This is a genomic window from Amycolatopsis sp. NPDC004368 (assembly GCF_053602515.1).
Window position 1 is genome coordinate 45,238 of the sequence record NZ_JBSGDT010000028.1, and the last position, 18,418, is coordinate 63,655.

An 18,418-nucleotide genomic window follows, 5' to 3' on the forward strand; every position below is an offset into this window, starting at 1 on the left:
GGTGTGACGGAACTCGACCGCCGGACCAGGCTTGCCGTGGGCGGAGCCGAACCCGGTCCCAGCTGGGACGACGCTCCTTACCCGGCCCTGCGGATCGACGCGGACGGCCGGGCCGCGACGGCCAACCGCAGTGCGCGTGCGCTGTTCCCCGCCTGGCGGCACCACCTCGAAGACGCGGTCCCCGAGTGGCTGATGACGTCGTGGCGCACCGCGAGGCCGGCGGGTGGGCTCGTGGCCGAGCGGAGCTTCGAGGCGCACCCCGTGCGTCACGGTGACGGCAGCGTCACCCTCTGGCTCGTGGAGGACACCGACACCCGGGTCGCCCGGGAAGCGCTGCGACTCGAACGCGCGCGCACGGCGCTGCTGTCGGAAGTGTCGTCGGCGTTGCTGGCGACCCTCAACCTCGACCGGTGCACGGAGCTCGCCGCGCGCCTGGCGGCCGAGCACCTCGCGGACGCGGCGCTGGTCGTCGCGCCCTCGTCGCGATCCGGCTTCCCGGTCACGCACTGCCGCCGTGGTGGCGAGCCGGTGCGCGGGTCGGTCGAGGCGGACCCCGGCGAGGTGCCCGGTCTCGGCGAGGCCCTGCGCGGGTTCCCGCCCGTGCCGTCGCGCTGGCTCGACCCCGCGGCCGCCCCGGCGTGGCTGACGGGCGGACAGTTCGGTGCGGTCGGGTCGATCGTGATCACGCCGCTGCCCGGCCACGGTGTGCCGGCGGGCGCGTTGATCCTGCTCCGTGGTGTGGGTCGCGAGCTGTTCACCGAAGACGAGGAAGCGTTCGCGAGGATGTTCGCGGCGCGGGCAGGGGCCGCGCTGTCGGCGGCGCGGCTGCTGGCGCAGCAGGCGACGATCACCGAAACGCTGATGCGGGACCTGCTGCCGCCCGTCCTGCGGCAGCGCGGGGGTGTCGAATTCGCCGGGCGCTACCGGGCTGCGCGGGACACCGAACGCGTCGGTGGCGATTTCTACGACGTGCACGACACCGCCGGTGGGGAGTCGCTGGCGGTGCTCGGCGACGTGTGCGGCAAGGGCCTCGAAGCCGCCGTGCTCACCGGCAAGATCCGCACGATGCTCCAGGCGCTGCGGCCCATGGCGGCCGACCACCGCCGGATGCTGGAGCTCGTGAACGGCGGCTTGCTCGACACCGCGGGCTCGCGGTTCGTCACGCTCGTCCTGGCGTCCGTCCGCCGCAGCGGCGAAGACGTGCACCTGCGGCTCACCGCGGCGGGACACCTGCCGCCGCTGATCGTCCGGACCGACGGCGCCGTCGAGGAGGTCGCGACCAGGGGCAGCCTGATCGGGGTCCTGCCGGAGATCGAGTCCACCTCGGCGCAGGTCGTGCTCGGTCCCGGCGACACCTGCCTGCTCTACACCGACGGCATCACCGAGGCCCGCGGCGGACCGCTGGGCGACGAGATGTTCGGCGAGGACCGGCTGCGCCGCACACTCGCGGAGTGCGGCGGGCTGCCCGCGGAAGCGGTGGTCGAGCGGATCCAGATGCTCGCGTCGCAGTGGGTGGCGCGCTCGTCCCACGACGACATGGCCGTGCTGGCGATCACCGCGCCCCGCGCACGGCGGAACCCGAAGGAGAACAACGCATGACCGCCGTGCGGAGCGCGGATCTGCGCGCGTACGCCGACCGCCTGTGGGACGCCGTGGCCGAGGGCGACGAGTACCGGGCCGGCGACGCGGTCACCGCCGCGCTCGACGACGGCTGCGACCCCGAAGCGGTCCTGCTCGACGTGATCGGCGCGGTGCAACGGAAAGTGGGTGAGGAGTGGGCCGCGAACCGGTTCACCGTCGCCCAGGAACACGCGGCGACGGCCATCAACGAGCGGGTGCTCGCCGCGTTTCCGCGCTCGTTGCGACCGGAGCCCGCGCGCGGCCTGGTCACGGTCGCCTGCGTGGACGGCGAATGGCACGCCATGCCCGCCCGGCTGCTCGCGGAAGTGCTGCGGCTGCGGGGATTCCGCGTCGACTACCTGGGCGCGCAGGTTCCGGCCCCGCACCTGATCGCGCACCTGCACCGCACCGGTCCCGACGCCGTGGCGCTCTCGGGTTCCCTCGCCACGCGGCTGCCCGCCGCCCACGCGACCATCACCGCCTGCCAGGCCGCGGGCACCCCCGTGATCGCCGGCGGCGCCGCGTTCGGCCCGGACGGCCGGTACGCGCGGCTCTTCGGCGCCGAGGCCTGGGCGCCCGATGCCCGCGCGGCCGCCGACCGCCTCACCCGCGGCCGGCTGCCGAGGCCGAAGCCGCCGCACCAGCCCATCGACGACCTGCCGCACCTCGCGGACCAGGAGTACACGATGGTCTCTCGGTCCGCCGCGCAGCTGGTCAAGGCGCTCTACACCGGACTCGAGGACCGCATCCCGGCGATGCGGGACTACACCGAGCTGCAACGCCAGTACACCGCCGAGGACCTCGCCCACATCGTCGACTTCCTCGCCACCGCCCTCTACACCGGCGAGGGCAGCCTGTTCACGGCGTTCCTCGCGTGGACCGGCGACATCCTCGATTCCCGCGGGGTGCCTGCCGCATCGCTGGTGCCCGCGCTCGAGATCCTCGGCACGCAACTGCACGACTTCCCCCGCGCCACCGCGTTCCTGGCCGACGCCCGCGAACACCTGCTGCCCGCCGTCGGACCGCGTCCGGAGTGACGGGCGGGTCCTGCTAGGTTCGCCCCAGTCGTCCGGACCCGTCTTGGTCCGGGCACCCGGTTTCCCCCGGTGACGAGGGCGGCGGCAGACGGCGTTGGCCCGCCGCGCCGTGGTCTGGAGGTCCTCAGGCGGGGCCCTGCTTCGTGCCGGGCGGCCCGCCCCGTCGGGTGGCGGTGGAGGGCACCCCATGCGGCGCGTTGTCGGTGGTTATCGGTCGTTGCTGTCCACACCCGGAGCCGCGGCGTTCTTCGCGGCGGCCGCGGTCGGACGGGCCGGGATCGCGATGACCGGGCTCGGGGTGGTGTGGCTGGTGCACGCCCGCACCGGCAGCTACGGCACGGCGGGCCTCGCGGCCGGCGGGTTCGCCCTCGCGGAGGCGGTGGGCGGCCCCTGGGTGGCGCGGTTGGTCGACCGGTTCGGTCAGACCCGCGTGCTGCCGGTCAGCCTCCTCGCGCACGCAACGGCGATCGCCGGTGTCCTCACGGCGGGCACGGCCGCGGGGTACGTGGTGGCGGCGACCTGCGCCGGAGCGGTGGTGCCGCAGCTCGGTGCGCTGTCCGGGGCGCGGTGGGCGTTCCTGTTGCGCGGCGCGCGGGCCGATGAGTTGCCCACCGCGTTCTCGTTGGAGTCACTCGCCAACGCGGGCGCGTTCCTGCTCGGGCCCGTGTTGGTCACCTCACTCGCGGCGGCCGGTGATTCGGCACTGGCCACGGCAACGGCGGCGGGTCTGATCCTCACCGGGGGCGCAGCGCTGGCCGCCCAACGCCGGACCGCGCCGGTACCCCGCTGCGTCCACAAACGACGCAAGGGCCGGCCGGTCTTCCGCCTTGCCGCCGCGAACCTCGCCCTCGGCCTGTACTTCGGGACCGTGCAGGTGTCGGTGAGTTCCTTCGCCGCGGAGCACGCGGCCCCGGCCGCGCCGATCGTGGCCGCCGGAAGCGTCAGCGGGCTGGTCGCCGGCTGGCTCTACGGGCTGCGCCGCCACCGCACGCCGCCGCAACGACAGTTGGCGCGCGCCGCGGCGTGTCTCACGGGTGCGGCGCTGCTGCTGCCCTTCGCGCCGTCCGCGCTGTGGCTGGCCACGGCGCTGGTGATCACCGAAGCCGCGGTCCCGCCGACGCTGGTGCTGCTCAACGTCCTCACCGAGCAGTCGGTTGAACCCGCAGCACTCACCCAGGCGTTGACCTGGAACAACTCCACCAGCGCCGCCGGTTCTGCGACAGCGGCGTGGCTCGTCGGGCAGGTCGCGGACGCGTGGGGCGCCTCCGCCGCGCTCGCGATCGCCCCGGTGGCCGGGCTGCTCGTCCTCGCGGCGGCCCCGAAGGACTGACCCACCCGCCGATCGTCCAGGGCATCGCGGTCCCCGACGCCTCGGCCTCGACGCACCGATGAGTTTCCGCGGCCCCGCCCGTCGATACGGGAAACGTCCGACGGAGGTGGGTCATGGCCAAGCTGCTGTACTCGGCGGCGATGTCGCTCGACGGTTTCATCGCGGGACCGGGTGGCGACATGCAGTGGGTGAACGAGTTCTTCGGGCCGAACCCGGAGGTCGACCGGCTCGTGTCCGAGATCGGGGCGCTGCTCGTCGGCCGCCGCACCTACGGCGGCGACGATCCGTACCGCGGCACCGAAGCCGAGGGCAAGGCCTTCGGCGGCGCCTGGGCCGGGCCGGAGTTCGTGCTCACGCACCGGCCGGCCGAGGCACGGCCCGGAGTCACGTTCGTCGGCGACCTGCGCCGTGGTGTCGAGGCGGCGAAGGCGGCGGCAGGGGAGAAGTACGTGAACGTCCTCGGTGCCACCGTCGCCCGCGCATGCCTCGACGCCGGGGTGCTCGACGAGATCCTCGTGACGGTCCTGCCGGTGCTGCTCGGCGACGGCGTGCGGTTGTTCGAGCGGTCCGGCGGTGACTTCGTGCGGCTCGAACGCAAGTGCGTGTCCGAGGCGCCGCCCGCCACGAACCTGTGGTTACGCGTCCTGCGCTGAGGCGACCAGCCCGACGAGCACGGCTTCGGTGAGGTGGCGCAGGCGCAGCGCGAACTCGAGCACGCCGTGGCTGAGCTCCGGAGCCTCGCGGTACACCTGCGCGAGGGTCTCGGGCGGGTGCGAGAACTGCCAGAACGCGGCGGCCAGCGACGTCACCGCGCCGATGACCTGGCGTCCGCCGTCGGCACCCAGCCGGGGCAGCGCGCGGGCGAACACGGTGCCGATGTCCTGCACGACCGTGAGCGTGTGGACCTTGAACGCCCGCACCGCTTCGAGTGACACGTGCCGTTCGAGGGTGAGCGGCGCGTGGGCGAGCAGGTCGCAGAACAGCGGCCGCTCCTCCAGGGTGCGGGAGACGACCTCGGCGACGTCGGCGGGTGTGGCGCCGGTGGTCCCGTCGAGCGCGGTGTGCAGTGCGTCCGCCCAGTCGTGCCAGCCCTCGGCCGTGAGCTGCAGGTAGATCTCCTCGCGCGTCTCGAAGTACCGCAGCAGCGCGGACTTGTGCACGCCGACTTCGCCGGCGATGTCCCCAAGCGTCACCGACCGCACGCCGTCGCGGGTCGCGAGCGTGCGCGCCGCGGCGAGGATCGCCTCGCGGCGCTGCTCCTTGTGCTCCGGGCGCCGCGCCCGCTGGAACTCCGACGTGACCACGTGCACAGGTTACCGCAACGGTGTTGTGTTGTTAAGAGAACGACGTTGCGCTAACTTGGTGGTGCGGGGAGGTGCCCCGCGTGCGGCGAAAGGGAACGACGATGAGCAAGGTGTGGCTGGTCACGGGCGGTTCACGCGGTCTGGGCCGCGCGGTGGTGGAAGAGGTGCTGGCCGCGGGCCACGACGTCGTCGCGACAGCGCGCAACGTCGATTCCTTGAAGGACCTCGACGAGCGCTACGGCCAGCACCTGCTGCGCCACCCCCTGGACGTGACCGACCCGGCGCAGGCCGAGGCGGCCGTCGCGGCGGCGGTGCAGCGGTTCGGGCGGCTCGACGTGGTGGTGAACAACGCCGGTTACGCGAACATCGCGCCGATCGAGCAGGTCGAGCTGGCCGACTTCCGCGCGCAGGTCGAGGCCGTGTTCTTCGGGACGGTGCACGTGACCAAGGCGGCGCTGCCGGTGCTGCTGGCACAGGGATCGGGGCACTTCATCCAGGTCACGTCGGTGGGCGGCCGCGGCACCTCGCCCGGGCTTTCCGCCTACCAGAGCGCGAAGTTCGCGACCGAGGGCTTCTCGGGCGTGCTCAACGACGAGGTGTCCCGTCTCGGGATCAAGGTCACCATGGCCGAGCCCGGTCTGATGCGCACCGACTGGTCCGGACCGTCGATGGAGATCCCGCCCTACAAACCGGAGTACGAGCCCTCGATGGGACCGCTGATCGCGCACCTGCGCGGCAAGCGGGGCATCGAGCCGATCGACCCGGCGGCGGTCGCCCGCGTGTTCCTCCAGGTCACCGAGATGGCCGAGCCGCCGCTGCACCTGGTGCTCGGCAGCGACGCCGTCGAGGTCATGCGGGCCGGCATGGCGAAGCTGACGGCCGAGGACGCCCGCTGGGCCGAGCTCGGGCGGTCGGTCGACTTCGCGAGCTGACCGCAACGGCGCGAAACCCGCGCGGGGCGGCGGTAGGTTGGCGCGCAAGGAGGACGTCATGGCCCGTTACGGCACCCAGTTCGGCCCGGACCTCACCTTCGTCGGCGTGGCGCCGTGCGACTGGGCCGACCCCGCCACCTACCCGGACGCCGACGTGGTGATCCTCGGCGCGCCGTTCGACGGCGGCACCTCGCACCGCGCGGGCACCCGGTTCGGCCCGCAGTACATCCGCCAGAGCTGTTACCTGCCCGCCGACGGTTCGCGTCCGTCGCTGGCCCTGCGAGTCGACGCGTTGCAGGATTTGCGGGTGTTCGACGCCGGCGACGTCGAGATGTACTCCGGCGACGCCGAACGCTCGGTGCGCGCGCTGCAGGCAGCGGTGTACGCGGTCACCGCGGCGGGTGCGATTCCGGTGGTACTGGGCGGAGATCACACGATCGCGTGGCCCGACGCGGCCGGGGTGGCGCAGCACCTCGGCCGGGGCCGCGTGTCGATGCTCCACTTCGACGCCCACGCCGACACCGGCGACATCGCGTTCGGCTCGCTCGTGGGCCACGGTCAGCCGATGCGCCGGCTCATCGAGTCGGGGGCCGTGCGCGGCGACCGGTTCCTGCAGCTCGGCCTGCGCGGCTACTGGCCCGGCCCGGAGACGCTCGACTGGATGGCCGCGCAGGGCATGCGGTCCTACGAGATGACCGAGATCGTGACGCGCGGCCTGACCGCCTGCCTCACCGAGGCGTTCGCGATCGCCACCGACGACTGCGACGGTGTGTTCCTCTCGGTGGACATCGACGTCTGCGATCCCGGGCACGCGCCGGGCACGGGCACGCCCGAGCCGGGTGGGCTGACCGCCCGCCAGCTGCTCGACTCGGTGCGGCGCATCGCCTACGAGATGCCGGTGGTCGGCGTGGACGTGGTCGAGGTGTCGCCGCCGTACGACCACGCCGAGATCACGTCGTTCCTCGCGAACCGGGTGGTGCTGGAAGCGCTGTCGGGCATCGCACGCCGGCGGCGCGACCACGCCGACGGCACGGTGTGGAATCCCGCGCTGCCGCTGCTGGCCGATCGGCCCGACCGGCGTCCGTGACCCGAACGCACGAGCATTTCCGCCCGTGCGGCGATGCCCCGGATCCCCGCGCGCCCCTACGGTGGTGAGTCCTCAGGGAACGGGGAGGACACGTGGCCAAGTCGGTCGAGGAGATCCTGGCGAACGTCGACCTGTACGCGGACGACCAACAGGAGAACCTGCTTGCGGCGGCCGCGGCCGCCCGCACCGGGTGTCCCGTGCTCCACACCGACGCGGACGGCGGTTACCACGTGCTCACGCGCTACGACGACGTGCGCGCGGTCTGCGCCGCGCCGGGACTGTTCAACTCGGCGCAGCCCGCGATCCGCGGTGTGCCGGTGCGCGTGATCCCGATCGACACGGACCCGCCCGGCCACCGCGAATACCGGCGGATCCTCAATCCGTTCTTCACCCGTGCCGCCCTCGCCCGGTACGAGCCCCAGCTGCGCGCCCTCGCGCGCACGGCCGTGGAGTCCTTTGTGGACCGCGGCGAGTGTGACGTCGTGGCGGATTTCGCGATTCCGTTCAGCGCCGCCTCGCTCGCGCGGATCGTCTTCGCGACGGACAACCGCGAGCTCGTGGACCGCGGGGTGGCGGCGGCGAAGGACGCGGCGGTGACCAGCGGTCCGGAGGCCTTCCAGACGCTCGCGGGCCTGGCCATGGAGGCGCTGGCCGAGGCCGAAGCGACGCCCGACGGTGAGGACAGCGTGCTGCGCGCGCTGGTCACGGCGACGATCGACGGCCGCCCGCTCACCCTCGAAGAACGGCTCGGGATGGTGACCACGCTGTTCCTCGGCGGCCTCGACACCACGCGCGGCGTGATCGCGAACATCGCCTACCACCTCGCGACCCGCGACGACATCGAGCCCATCCTGCCTCGCCCCGAGGGCCGGCAACGAGAGCTGGAAGAGTTCCTGCGCCTCGAGACCACCGTGGCGTTCATGGCGCGCACGGCCACCCAGGACACGGAAATCGGGGAAACGCCGGTGAAAGCGGGGGAGCGGTTGGCGGTGTTCTTCGCCGCCGCCAACCGGGATCCGGCACAGTTCGAGCGCCCGGACGAGCTGGTGTTCGACCGGCCGAACGTACCGCACGTGTCCTTCGGCTTCGGCATCCACCGCTGTGTCGGGCTGCACTTCGCCCGCATCCAGCTGCCCCTGGCGTTCGAAGAACTGCTGGCCCGCACGACGCGGTTCCGGCTCGCACCCGGCGCCGAGATCCGGCGGCAGGTGGGGCTGAGCCTGGGCAGCCCGGACCGGCTCGACGTGACGTTCGACCGCGGCTGACCTCAGGCCGGTTCGAAGCGCTTGATCGCGTTGAGCACGGCCTCGCCCATCGCGGGGCTGCCGGTGTGGCCCGAGTCGTCGATCACGACGAGCTCGGCCGCGGGCCACGCCCGCACGAGCCGCCAGGCCGCCAGCAGGGGCACACTCAGATCGAGCCGACCCTGGATGAACACGGCGGGGATGTCGCGCAGCCGGCCGACGTTGTCGAGGAGCTCGGTCTCACCCAGCCACGCGTGGTGGCCGTAGTAATGCGCGCACATTCGGGCGAGCGTGATGAGCTCCCGGTCGGGCTGGTCGCCGTACTGGCCGGGGCGGCCGTTGGCCTCGTGGGCGATCACGGCGTCCTCCCAGGCACACCAGTCGCGCGCGGCCTTGAGCTGCACGGCGCGGTCGGGGGAGGCGAGCAGCCGGGAGTACGCGGCGAGCAGATCCCCGTCGCGGTCGGCTTCGGGCACGCCGGCGCGGAAGTCCTCCCATTCGCGCGGCAGCAGGCGCCCGGCGCCGCGGTAGAGCCAGTCCACCTCGTCGGGGGTTGAGGTGAACGCCGCGATGAACACCATCTCCGACACGCGTTGGGGGTGGCGCTCGGCGTAGGCGAGCATGAGCGTGGGGCCCCAGGAACCGCCGAACAGCATCCACTTCTCGACGCCGAGGTGCTCACGCAGGCGCTCCAGATCGGCGATCAGGTGGTGAGTCGTGTTGTGCTCCAGGATCACCGCCGGGTCCGCGACGTTCGGCTCGCTCTTCCCGCAGCCACGCTGGTCGAACTGGATGACGTGGAACTTCTCCGGGTCGAACCCCTTGCGGCTGTTGGAGGTGAGGCCTCCACCGGGTCCGCCGTGGACGCACACCACCGGTTTGCCGTCGGGATTGCCACTGGCCTCCCAGTGGATCCGGTTCCCCTCGCCGACGTCGAGCAGGCCCTGGTCGTACGGATCGTAGAGCGGGAACGAGGTCATCGCGTGGTCCTCCTGGTGTCGGCAGCCCGGGCAGACTACTGATCATCCGGGCGGCTGCCACCTCGTTTTCGCCGCACGCGGTCAGAGCCGATATTTACAGGACCAATCGACGTGGTTACGGTTTTGTGCATGGACCACACCATTACCGCAGTTTCCCCGGAATCGCTTTCTTCGCTCGTTTCCTCGGTGACCGCGTTGTTTCGCGAGGACGGTGGCCGCCGCGACGAGCACATGGACCTCACCTGGCCCGCGCGCGAGGGACCGGCGTACTACACGGGCCTGCTGGCCGACGACACCGCGCTTTGCCTGCTGGCACAGGGGGAATCCGGCGTGCTCGGGCACCTCGTCGGCCGGCTGCGGCGGCCCGGCCCGTTGCGTCCCGGCGTGGTCACGGCGGTGCTGGAAAGCATGCGGGTCGCCGATGGCGCGCGCCGTCAGGGTGTCGGTTCGGCGCTCATCTCGCGATTTTCCGAGTGGGCCGAAAACCGCGGTGCTGATTGTTTCGAAGTCACCGCGTATTCCGCCAACGAAACCGCTCGCGCGTTCTACCGGCGCCACGGGTTCCGCGACTTCGAGGTGACCCTGCGGCGCTGATCACTTCGTCGAGATGTCCAGCACGGCCTTGCCGTCGAGCACGTCGACGACGCGGACCGTCACCGTGCGCCCGGAGTAGCCGAACGAGCCCGAACCGCCGGCACCCAGCACCATCTCGCTGAGCTCCTGCAGCAAGCGGACGCCGCCGGAGGTGACCGAGGCCGTGAACGTCATGCCGCTCACGGTGATGTCGGCCTGGCCGGTCACGAGGACCTGGCACCCGCCGGAGGCGCACGCGCCGAAGTCGGACCCGTTGGCGGCGGGCGGCAGGGCCGGCGCGGGTGACCCGAGTGGCCGGCACTGCGGTGCGACGTCGTGCGAATGCGCCAGCACAGGCGTCGCGCCCGCGACCGACGGCAGGTCCGGCTTGGGCATCGCGATGGTCGCCAGCACCCCGATCACCTGCTGGGCCTGGGGTTTCAGCTCGTCGACGGACTGGTCCAGACCCAGCGCGCCGGGGTCGGTCTTCGGCAGCTTCGGCGCCACGGCGCGCAGCGAGGCCAGGAGACTGTCGTGGTACTTGTCGGCGGCGGGGATGCCGGTCGGCTCGACCTGGCCCAGGGTTTCGACGAGCGTCGAGACGGTGGAGCCGGCCGAGGAGACGAAGCTGCCGAGGTCGTAGCTGCTGAACCGGGCGTAGCGCGGGTCGGTGATGATCAGGTCTTCGATCTTGCGTGCCTTCAGCGCGGCGGCCGAAGCGGCGGCGCCGCACATCGTGTCCGCCCAGACCACGAGCGGGCGGGTGGGCGCGGCCGGGTCGACGGGTCCGAACTGGCGCTCCGGCCCGCAGTCGGGCGCCACGTTGTACGACGCGTTGAGCTTCGGATCGCTGCGGACCGCCCTCGTCAGGTCGGTCGCCGTGGGCCTGAGCTGGGCCGCCGCGGCGGCGAAGTCCCGCGCCTGCGCGATCGTCGGTGTCGCCTGGGGGTCCGACGGCGCTTTCTTCGCCAGCGTGTCGAGCGATTTGACCAGCTGCGTCACGTACGAGTCGGCGGCCTTGATCCCCGACGGCGCCACACCCGCGAGCCCGCTCTGGGTCCGGCTGAGCAGGCCGGTCGCCGGGTCGAGGTAGGACGTGATCGAGGACGAGAGGAAATCGGCCTGCGCCGGATCGGCGGCGGTGGCGTTGACCTCGTCGATCCCGCCCGCGAGGCCGGAGAGCCCCCGCACGTTCGTGCACACGGCCTGCGACCACGCCACGAGCGCCCGCGTGGCGGAGGGCACCGGCGGCAGCGGTGCGGGCAGCGCGTGCCCGCCCGTCGTGCACCCCGCCGCGACCAGGCCGAACGCGCCCAGCGCGACAGCCGAACGAACCCGCATCAGGCCTCCCTCATCTCGGAGCGCGCACGCTAACCGGCATCGGTCGGGAGGGGTCCCGCGGGCCAGTGAACGTTCGTCACACTGGGTGCGCAAGTGGGGGCGGGTTTACCCGATCGGGCGGAACTTCATAGGATCTTGCCGCCGGTCGAGCCGCAGGCCCGCGGCCGCGGCGGTGTGGAGGTCTGATGGCAGGCACGGGGCCCGGCGAAGATCGCGATGAGCTCGACTCGGTCGCGAAGCTGGTGAGCCTGTCCGAGACGGCGCCGATGCCCCGCATCGACGGCGAACGGCCACCGCTCGTCACGCGGCCGAAGCCCGACTCCGAGGCCGCTGCGGCCGATCCGAGTGGCCTGTACCCGGCGCCCGCCACCGCGTCTCTCACCGCCGCGCCGCACACGGCGGGGCCGCTCACGCAGCCGCAGTCGATCGTCGGCGAGCTGCCGGTCGGGCTGGACGCGATGTTCGCCGCCGCGGGGCCGGAGGCGGCGGCCGAGCGGACGCAGACCGCGCCGCCGGTGTCGAACCGCCGGAACACGCGGTACGTGGTGCTCGCGGGCGCCGTGGTCGTCGCGCTGGCCGGGCTGGGCACGTGGGCGCTGTGGCCCGCGCCGGAGAGCGGCTCGGCGGACCAGCCGGTGCAGGTCCCGGTGGCGCCGTCGAAGCCGTCGTCAGCGCCACCCGCCGTCACGACGATGACGGTGAGCCCGACGCCGCCGACCGCCACCGGCCAGGTGGACCACACAACCGTGCGCACGACCGAGGAGCAGAAGTCCTCGCAGCGGCAGCAGCCCGGTGGTGACCACGGGAGCGTGCCGCCGCCGCAGCGGCAGTCGTCGGAGTCCGCGCCGAACGTGTGGGACTCGGCCGTGAGCTCCTACCTGGAAGCGTGGAGCAGCCGGCACGAGCAGCCGCCGACGCGTCACCGCTGACGGAAGGCGCAGGTGGCAAGGATTTCCGCGGTGATCTGCCGCTGAACGGGCGACCTCGCGTAACCGGAGGCGGTCGGAGTACTACTCTCGGTGGGTCAAAGCCGCCCCCGAGCCGCCTTGCGAGGTACCGATGTCCAGCGCTCCGCCGTCCACGTTGTCGCCCAGCCAGGTTCCCGTGGGGGTCGACCCGAACCGGCCGAGCATCGCGCGGATCTACGACGGCTTCCTCGGCGGCAACCACTACTACGAGGTCGACCGCGCGGTCATGGAGAAGATCAACGCGGCCGTGCCCGAGGCGGTGCACATCGCGCGCGGAAACCGCGGGTTCCACAACCGCGCGCTGCGGATGCTGGCCGGCCAGACCGGCATCCGCCAGTTCCTCGACTGCGGTTCCGGTCTGCCGACCGCCGAGAACACCCACCAGATCGTGCAGCGCGCCCACCGCGACGCGCACGTGGTCTACATCGACAACGACCCGGTCGTGCTCGCCCACGGCCGCGCGCTGCTGGCCGAGAACGACTACACCCACATGGTCGACGCCGACATCTTCCAGCCGGAGAACGTGCTGGAGAACGACACCGTCCGTGAGTTCATCGACTTCTCGCAGCCGCTCGGGCTCCTGCACATCGGCACCATCCACCACTTCGAGGGCGACGGGGCCGCCGACGTGATGCGCCAGTACATCGACGCCCTCGCCCCGGGTTCGTTCGTGGCGCTGGCACACTTCTACGACCCCGAGGTGCCGGAGCTGACGGCCGTCGCGAAGCGGATCGAGGAGATCCTCGTGTCCGGCCCGCTCGGCGCCGGACGCTTCCGCACGCGCACGGAGATCGAAGGCATGCTGCCGGGCCTGGAACTGCTGCCACCCAACGCCACCAGCGGCCCGGGCATGTCGGTGTGCGACGAGTGGTGGCCGGACGGCCCGCGGCTCACCCCGCTCAGCGACTCGGCCAAGTGCGTGGCCGGTGTCGTCGGCCGCAAGCCGTGATCCGCGAACCGTGACCCGCGAACCCTGACTCGTGGAGAGCATCCCCGGCACCACCACGGTGGCCGGGGATTTTCCTTTCCGGTCCACCCTTTTCACCCCGGCAACGCCCGCGGTGCCGTCTCCAGCACGTGCTCGCGGAACCGCGCGCTCGCCGGCGGCAGCACCCGGCTCGCGAGCTGTGCCAGCCCGATGTCACGTGCCGCGGGCACGTCCGTGATCCGGAGATGCGGTGTCGGAGGCGCGGGTGTGTGGGGGAGCGGCAGCACCGAAACCCCGAGTCCCGCCGTCACGAGTCCGCGCAAGGTCTCCACCTCCTCGCCCTCGAACCCCACACGCGGGCTGAAGCCGGCCTGCGCGCACAGCCGCTCGGTGGTCTCGCGCAACGCGTAACCGCGCCGCAGGAGGATGAACTGCTCCTCGGCCACGTCGGCGAGCCGCGCCTGCCTGCGCCGGGCCAAGGGGTGTTTCGGCGGCACGGCCAGCAACAGCGGTTCCTCCAGCAGCCGCACCCACCGGATCAGCGGGTCGCCCGGATCGCCGCTGGTGAGCACGAGGTCCGCCGTGCCGTCGAGCAGTTCGCGCGCCAGGCCTTCCTCGCCGTGCTGGCGCAGCTCGAAGCGCGCCCGCGGGTGCTCGGCGCGGTAGCTGCTCACCACCGGTGGCACGAGCCAGGTGCCGAACGTGTGCAGGAACGCCAGCGGGATCACGCCCGCCTCGGGGTCGACCGCTTCCTCGACCGCGCGCAGCCCTTCGTCGAAGCGCTCGAGGATCGCGTCGACGTGGCCCGCGAACGCGTGGCCGGCGGGTGTGAGCCGCAGCGCGCGGCCCGAACGCTGGAACAACGCGGCGCCCGCCTCGCGCTCGATCCGGTGCAGCGCGCGGGAAAGCGCGGGCTGGGTGAGCCGGGCGCGCGCGGCCGTGTCGGTGACCGTCGCCCCGCGCGCCACCTCCTGGAAGAGACGCAGCACGTGCAGGTCCATGCCAGCCATACTGCCACGGCATGGAATCGAGGAAAAAGAGGCATTAGACGTATAGTCGCAGGCCGGACATCCTGGAAGAAGGTTTTTTGAGAGAGGAGCGTGGCCATGGTCACGGTGGCCGAACAGCTCGTGCGGACCCTGCGCGACGCCGGCGTGGAACGGATCTACGGCATCGTCGGCGACAGCCTCAACCCGATCGTCGACGCGGTGCGCCGCACCGACGGCATCGAGTGGGTCCACGTGCGCCACGAGGAAGCGGCGGCGTTCGCGGCCGCCGCCGACGCCCAGCTGACGGGCAAGCTCGCCGTGTGCGCGGGCAGCTGCGGCCCGGGCAACCTGCACCTGATCAACGGTCTCTTCGACGCCCACCGCAGCGGCGCGCCGGTGCTCGCGATCGCGTCGCACATCCCGTCGGCGCAGATCGGCACGGGGTTCTTCCAGGAGACGCACCCGGAGCAGTTGTTCACCGAGTGCAGCCACTACAGCGAGCTGGTTTCGCAGCCGGAGCAGATGCCGCGGCTGCTGCGCATCGCGATGCAGACGGCCGTCGGCAAAGGCGGCGTGTCGGTCCTGACCATCCCCGGCGACATCGCGGACCGCAAGGCCACGCAGCCCGGCGTGGAGAAGGTCCGGCTCGTCAAGCCGTCGCCCGTGGTGCCGCCGGCCGAGACGATCGAGGAACTCGCACGGCTGCTGAACTCGGGCGAGAAGGTGATGCTCTTCGCCGGGGCCGGCACCCGCGGCGCGCACGACGAAGTGATGGCGCTGGCCGAGCGGCTCAACGCACCGGTCGGCCACTCGCTCGGCGGCAAGGAGTGGATCCAGCACGACAACCCGTTCGACGTCGGCATGAGCGGCCTGCTCGGCTACGGCGCCTGCTACGACGCGATGCACGCCGCCGACCGGATCGTGTTGCTGGGCACGGATTTCCCGTACGACAACTTCCTGCCGCAGGCCCGCACGATCCAGGTCGACACCGACGTGGCGCGGCTGGGCCGCCGCACCGCGCTGGAGCTGGCGGTGCACGGTGACGTCAAGGAGACGATCAAGGCCGTGCTGCCGTTGTTGCGGATGCGGACCGATCGCGCCTACCTCGACCGCATGCTGAGCGAGCACGTGCGGAAGCTGGAGAAGGTGGTGTCGGCCTACACCACCAGGATCGAGCACCGCCGGCCCATCCACCCGGAGTTCGCCGCGGCCGTGCTCGACGAGGTGGCCGACCACGACGCGGTGTTCACCGTGGACACTGGCATGGGCAACGTCTGGGCCGCGCGCTACCTCACGCCCAACGGCCGCCGCCGTGTGCTCGGCTCGTTCCGCCACGGCAGCATGGCCAACGCGCTGCCGCACGCCATCGGCGCGCAGTTCGCCCAGCCCGGTCGCCAGGTCGTGTCGCTCTCGGGCGACGGCGGGCTCGCGATGCTCATGGGCGACCTGCTCACGCTGTCGGCCTACGACCTGCCGGTGAAGGTCGTGGTGTTCAACAACGCCACCCTCGGAATGGTGAAGCTCGAGATGCTCGTCGACGGCCTGCCCGACTTCGGCACCGACCACGCGCCCGTGAACTTCGCCGCGATCGCCCAGGCGTGCGGTATCCACGCCACGCGCGTCGAAGACCCGCGCGACGTCCGCGAGGCGCTGGCGAAGGCGTTCGTCCACCCCGGACCGGCCGTGGTCGAGCTGGTCACCGACCCCAACGCGCTCTCGATCCCCCCGCACATCACCGGCGCGCAGGTGCGCGGCTTCGCGCTCGGGGCTGGCAAGACAGTGCTGAACGGCGGCGTCGGCAAGATGATCGAGCTCGCCCGCACCAACTTGCGCAACGCGCCCGGGTTCTGAGCGACCCGTAGGCTGGCTCGCGTGCGTGAGCTGGCCGGGCGGATGCGGGCGGTCGACCCCGGGGCCGGGGCCGCGTTGCAGGTGATCGCCCACTTCGATGCCCTGGTGGAGGCCCGCGCCGGGCTGGAAGCGACGGTGCGGACCGCCGCCGTGCTCGCCGGGTGCGCCGCCGGCCTCGCCGTCCCGGGCCGGCGGCTGCACGTCCGCGTGGACCCCGACGGCCGGCGCGCGCCCGGCGACCCCGGCGGGCTTTCGGTGCCACTGCCGGATTACGAGGGCGGCCTCGTGTGGATCGACCGTTCGGCCACGGACCCGGCCCGCGTCGAGTTCGACCGGGTGCTGGTCGACCGGCTCGCCGCGACGGTCCGGATCGTCCTCGACCGCACGGGATCCGGTTCGGCCGCCGGCGATCCCGCTCTGGTGGAACTCCTCGTCGACCCCGCCGCCGAGTGGGCGGGCCGCCTCCGCGCGGCCCGCCGCCTCGGGTTTCCGGCTGAGGGCACCTTCACCGTCACGGTCAGCACCGGCGAGCCCCACGCGCCCGGCTCCGCACGTCTCGCCGACCTCGACGTGACGATCTCCCGTGCCGCGGGGTCGTGGGGCGCTCGCTCGGCCTCCGGCCCTGCGGTGGGACTCCGCGACCTGCCCCGGTCGTACGACCAGGCCCGCCTCGCCTTCCGCCTCACCGCCGACGCCGAACCGGGACCGTCCCATGTGGACGCCGCCACCCTGGGCGGCCTGCTCGCCCTCGAACCCGGCTGCGACAGCCCCGCCGCCGTCGCCGAGGTGGCCCTGCTCGACCGCGCCGTGGCCGCGCACCCGTGGGCACTGGAGACCCTCACCGCCATCGCGACGGAACCCAGCCTGCGCGCGGCCGCCGCCGCGGTGCCGGTGCACCACTCGACGCTGCAAGGCCGGGTGGACGTGCTCACCACGGAGCTGGGCTACGGCCCGGCAACCCCATCCGGCCGCACGCGGCTGACGGTCGCGTTGGCTCTGCGCAGGTTCCGCCGTACGCGCTGACCGTCTGCGCGCTGCTACGACGGGCGGGTGCGGTCGTGGTGGGCCGCGGGAGCGGCGAAGTTGATGAGGGCCTTCCCGGATCGGGCCGGCGCGGGTTCCACCGCACCTGCTGACAGCGAAGCGCCTCACCCCGACCCGCCACCCGGCGGGACGAACCCGCCACCCGACGGCTGCCGCAGGTACCGCCCCCGGCCTACCGTCGCGGGAGGACGAACCCCCCGCCCGACCCCGGAGGCAGGCAGCGATGACGCACCCACCGTTCGACCCGGAGATCGCGGCCGCGCTGGTGGCGGTGAACGAGGTGATGCCCTCGTCCGTCACGCCGGAGCTGATCGGCCGGCTGCGGGAGCTGACGGCGACCGGGCACACGATGAACCTGGCCGAGATCCGCGAGCACGCCGACGCCGGCGAGGCGGACGGCAATGGCGTGCCGCTGCTGGTGCTGCGGCCCAAGGGCAGTGACCCGGAACAGCCGTTGCCGGGTGTTTACTTCCTGCACGGCGGCGGGATGGTGGCCGGCGGCAACCGCACCGGCGCCGACTGGGTGCTGGGCTGGCTGGCGGAGATCCCGATGGTCGTCGTGAGTGCCGGCTACCGCCTCGCGCCGGAGCACCCGCATCCCGCGCCGGTCGAGGACTGCTACGCCGGGCTGACGTGGGTGGGTGAGCACGGCGCCGAGCTGGGCATCGACCCCGGTCGGCTCGTGGTGGCGGGCGGCAGCGCCGGCGGTGGGCTGGCGGCGGGGACGGCGCTGCTGGCCCGCGACCGCGGCGGGCCGGTGCTGCGGGGCCAGTTGCTGGTGTGCCCGATGATCGACGACCGCGCGATCACCCCGTCGAGCAAGGAGCTGGTCGGCGAAGGCGTGTGGGACAGCGTCTCCAACGCCACCGGCTGGTCCGCCCTGCTCGGCGCCGCCGCCGGCGGTCCGGACGTCTCGCAGTACGCCGCGCCCGCCCGGGCCACCGACCTCTCCGGCCTGCCGCCGGCGTTCATCGAGGTGGGCTCGGTCGAGACGTTCCGCGACGAGGCCGTCGCCTACGCCTCGCGGCTGTGGCAGGCGGGTGGGCAGGCCGAGCTGCACGTGTGGCCGGGTGGCTGCCACGGCTTCGACGAGGTCGTCCCGCACGCTCCGATGGCACGCGAAGCACGGGCGAGCCGGGTGAACTGGCTGCGCCGCGTACTCGCCGAGTGAGACACCGCCGAGTGAGACC

Annotated in this window: 17 protein-coding genes; 13 read left to right on the forward strand and 4 right to left on the reverse strand. The window is 72.7% G+C overall.

From position 1 onward, the window contains the following. Positions 1–3 precede the first annotated feature (3 nt). The 4 genes from ACWEOE_RS30845 to ACWEOE_RS30860 all read left to right on the forward strand — a co-directional run bounded on the left by ACWEOE_RS30845 (position 4) and on the right by ACWEOE_RS30860 (position 4,640). Positions 4–1,599: a PP2C family protein-serine/threonine phosphatase gene (locus tag ACWEOE_RS30845; RefSeq protein WP_452015319.1), complete on the forward strand. Its 1,596-nt coding sequence runs from the start codon at positions 4–6 to the stop codon at positions 1,597–1,599. Further along, on the forward strand, positions 1,596–2,657 hold the full coding sequence (locus ACWEOE_RS30850; RefSeq protein ID WP_452015321.1) for a cobalamin B12-binding domain-containing protein: 1,062 nt from the start codon (positions 1,596–1,598) through the stop codon (positions 2,655–2,657). The genes ACWEOE_RS30845 and ACWEOE_RS30850 overlap by 4 nt, the downstream gene beginning before the upstream one ends. 187 nt (positions 2,658–2,844) lie before the next feature. Next, on the forward strand, positions 2,845–3,987 hold the full coding sequence (locus ACWEOE_RS30855; protein WP_452015323.1) for an MFS transporter: 1,143 nt from the start codon (positions 2,845–2,847) through the stop codon (positions 3,985–3,987). Positions 3,988–4,100: 113 nt separating this feature from the next. After that, the gene (locus tag ACWEOE_RS30860) at positions 4,101–4,640 is read left to right on the forward strand and encodes a dihydrofolate reductase family protein (protein WP_452015325.1); all 540 of its coding nucleotides are present in this window, start codon (positions 4,101–4,103) and stop codon (positions 4,638–4,640) included. On the opposite strand, the gene ACWEOE_RS30865 is transcribed toward ACWEOE_RS30860, so the two are convergent. Further along, positions 4,623–5,291, reverse strand: coding sequence for a TetR family transcriptional regulator (locus ACWEOE_RS30865; RefSeq protein ID WP_452015327.1), 669 nt, complete (start codon positions 5,289–5,291; stop codon positions 4,623–4,625). The two genes, ACWEOE_RS30860 and ACWEOE_RS30865, sit on opposite strands and share 18 nt — an antisense overlap. Positions 5,292–5,392: 101 nt before the next feature. Between ACWEOE_RS30865 and ACWEOE_RS30870 the strand changes: the two genes are divergently transcribed. The 3 genes from ACWEOE_RS30870 (at position 5,393) to ACWEOE_RS30880 (ending at position 8,575) form a co-directional block, all read left to right on the forward strand. Then, positions 5,393–6,223 carry an SDR family NAD(P)-dependent oxidoreductase gene (locus ACWEOE_RS30870; protein ID WP_452015329.1) on the forward strand — a complete coding sequence of 277 codons (831 nt, stop codon included), beginning with the start codon at positions 5,393–5,395 and terminating at the stop codon, positions 6,221–6,223. Between the two features lie 58 nt (positions 6,224–6,281). Beyond that, complete coding sequence (gene speB / locus ACWEOE_RS30875) at positions 6,282–7,310, forward strand: agmatinase (protein ID WP_452015331.1); 1,029 nt, start codon at positions 6,282–6,284, stop codon at positions 7,308–7,310. A gap of 92 nt (positions 7,311–7,402) precedes the next feature. After that, complete coding sequence (locus ACWEOE_RS30880; RefSeq protein WP_452015333.1) at positions 7,403–8,575, forward strand: cytochrome P450; 1,173 nt, start codon at positions 7,403–7,405, stop codon at positions 8,573–8,575. A gap of 2 nt (positions 8,576–8,577) precedes the next feature. Here the strand turns inward: ACWEOE_RS30880 and pip are convergent, their stop codons facing one another. Next, positions 8,578–9,534 (reverse strand): prolyl aminopeptidase, encoded by a 957-nt coding sequence (gene pip / locus ACWEOE_RS30885; protein ID WP_452015335.1) that lies wholly within the window; start codon positions 9,532–9,534, stop codon positions 8,578–8,580. A gap of 129 nt (positions 9,535–9,663) precedes the next feature. Between pip and ACWEOE_RS30890 the strand changes: the two genes are divergently transcribed. Next, positions 9,664–10,128, forward strand: coding sequence for an N-acetyltransferase family protein (locus ACWEOE_RS30890; protein ID WP_452015337.1), 465 nt, complete (start codon positions 9,664–9,666; stop codon positions 10,126–10,128). Here ACWEOE_RS30890 and ACWEOE_RS30895 read toward each other — a convergent pair whose 3' ends face one another. Beyond that, on the reverse strand, positions 10,129–11,448 hold the full coding sequence (locus tag ACWEOE_RS30895) for a hypothetical protein (RefSeq protein ID WP_452015338.1): 1,320 nt from the start codon (positions 11,446–11,448) through the stop codon (positions 10,129–10,131). It abuts the gene before it with no gap. Between the two features lie 185 nt (positions 11,449–11,633). Between ACWEOE_RS30895 and ACWEOE_RS30900 the strand changes: the two genes are divergently transcribed. Both ACWEOE_RS30900 and ACWEOE_RS30905 read left to right on the forward strand, forming a co-directional pair. After that, positions 11,634–12,377, forward strand: coding sequence for a hypothetical protein (locus tag ACWEOE_RS30900; protein ID WP_452015340.1), 744 nt, complete (start codon positions 11,634–11,636; stop codon positions 12,375–12,377). 130 nt (positions 12,378–12,507) lie between these two features. Further along, the gene (locus ACWEOE_RS30905) at positions 12,508–13,365 is read left to right on the forward strand and encodes an SAM-dependent methyltransferase (protein ID WP_452015342.1); all 858 of its coding nucleotides are present in this window, start codon (positions 12,508–12,510) and stop codon (positions 13,363–13,365) included. A 92-nt stretch (positions 13,366–13,457) separates the two neighbouring features. On the opposite strand, the gene ACWEOE_RS30910 is transcribed toward ACWEOE_RS30905, so the two are convergent. Next, positions 13,458–14,345: a LysR substrate-binding domain-containing protein gene (locus ACWEOE_RS30910; protein WP_452015344.1), complete on the reverse strand. Its 888-nt coding sequence runs from the start codon at positions 14,343–14,345 to the stop codon at positions 13,458–13,460. Between the two features lie 105 nt (positions 14,346–14,450). Here ACWEOE_RS30910 and ACWEOE_RS30915 point away from each other — a divergent pair, with 105 nt between their 5' ends. The 3 genes from ACWEOE_RS30915 to ACWEOE_RS30925 all read left to right on the forward strand — a co-directional run bounded on the left by ACWEOE_RS30915 (position 14,451) and on the right by ACWEOE_RS30925 (position 18,399). After that, positions 14,451–16,184 carry a pyruvate dehydrogenase gene (locus tag ACWEOE_RS30915; RefSeq protein ID WP_452015346.1) on the forward strand — a complete coding sequence of 578 codons (1,734 nt, stop codon included), beginning with the start codon at positions 14,451–14,453 and terminating at the stop codon, positions 16,182–16,184. A gap of 21 nt (positions 16,185–16,205) precedes the next feature. Beyond that, complete coding sequence (locus ACWEOE_RS30920) at positions 16,206–17,207, forward strand: helix-turn-helix domain-containing protein (protein ID WP_452015348.1); 1,002 nt, start codon at positions 16,206–16,208, stop codon at positions 17,205–17,207. A gap of 244 nt (positions 17,208–17,451) precedes the next feature. Continuing rightward, on the forward strand, positions 17,452–18,399 hold the full coding sequence (locus tag ACWEOE_RS30925; protein WP_452015349.1) for an alpha/beta hydrolase: 948 nt from the start codon (positions 17,452–17,454) through the stop codon (positions 18,397–18,399). Positions 18,400–18,418: the final 19 nt, after the last annotated feature.

What these genes read in the sequence shown, in the direction of transcription:
- ACWEOE_RS30850 (WP_452015321.1), top strand. Translation starts at nt 1,596, where the DNA reads ATGACCGCCGTGCGGAGCGCGGATCTGCGCGCGTACGCCGACCGCCTG.
- ACWEOE_RS30855 (WP_452015323.1), top strand. Translation starts at nt 2,845, where the DNA reads ATGCGGCGCGTTGTCGGTGGTTATCGGTCGTTGCTGTCCACACCCGGA.
- ACWEOE_RS30860 (WP_452015325.1), top strand. Translation starts at nt 4,101, where the DNA reads ATGGCCAAGCTGCTGTACTCGGCGGCGATGTCGCTCGACGGTTTCATC.
- ACWEOE_RS30870 (WP_452015329.1), top strand. Translation starts at nt 5,393, where the DNA reads ATGAGCAAGGTGTGGCTGGTCACGGGCGGTTCACGCGGTCTGGGCCGC.
- speB (WP_452015331.1), top strand. Translation starts at nt 6,282, where the DNA reads ATGGCCCGTTACGGCACCCAGTTCGGCCCGGACCTCACCTTCGTCGGC.
- pip (WP_452015335.1), bottom strand. Translation starts at nt 9,534, where the DNA reads ATGACCTCGTTCCCGCTCTACGATCCGTACGACCAGGGCCTGCTCGAC.
- ACWEOE_RS30890 (WP_452015337.1), top strand. Translation starts at nt 9,664, where the DNA reads ATGGACCACACCATTACCGCAGTTTCCCCGGAATCGCTTTCTTCGCTC.
- ACWEOE_RS30895 (WP_452015338.1), bottom strand. Translation starts at nt 11,448, where the DNA reads ATGCGGGTTCGTTCGGCTGTCGCGCTGGGCGCGTTCGGCCTGGTCGCG.
- ACWEOE_RS30900 (WP_452015340.1), top strand. Translation starts at nt 11,634, where the DNA reads ATGGCAGGCACGGGGCCCGGCGAAGATCGCGATGAGCTCGACTCGGTC.
- ACWEOE_RS30905 (WP_452015342.1), top strand. Translation starts at nt 12,508, where the DNA reads ATGTCCAGCGCTCCGCCGTCCACGTTGTCGCCCAGCCAGGTTCCCGTG.
- ACWEOE_RS30910 (WP_452015344.1), bottom strand. Translation starts at nt 14,345, where the DNA reads ATGGACCTGCACGTGCTGCGTCTCTTCCAGGAGGTGGCGCGCGGGGCG.
- ACWEOE_RS30915 (WP_452015346.1), top strand. Translation starts at nt 14,451, where the DNA reads ATGGTCACGGTGGCCGAACAGCTCGTGCGGACCCTGCGCGACGCCGGC.
- ACWEOE_RS30925 (WP_452015349.1), top strand. Translation starts at nt 17,452, where the DNA reads ATGACGCACCCACCGTTCGACCCGGAGATCGCGGCCGCGCTGGTGGCG.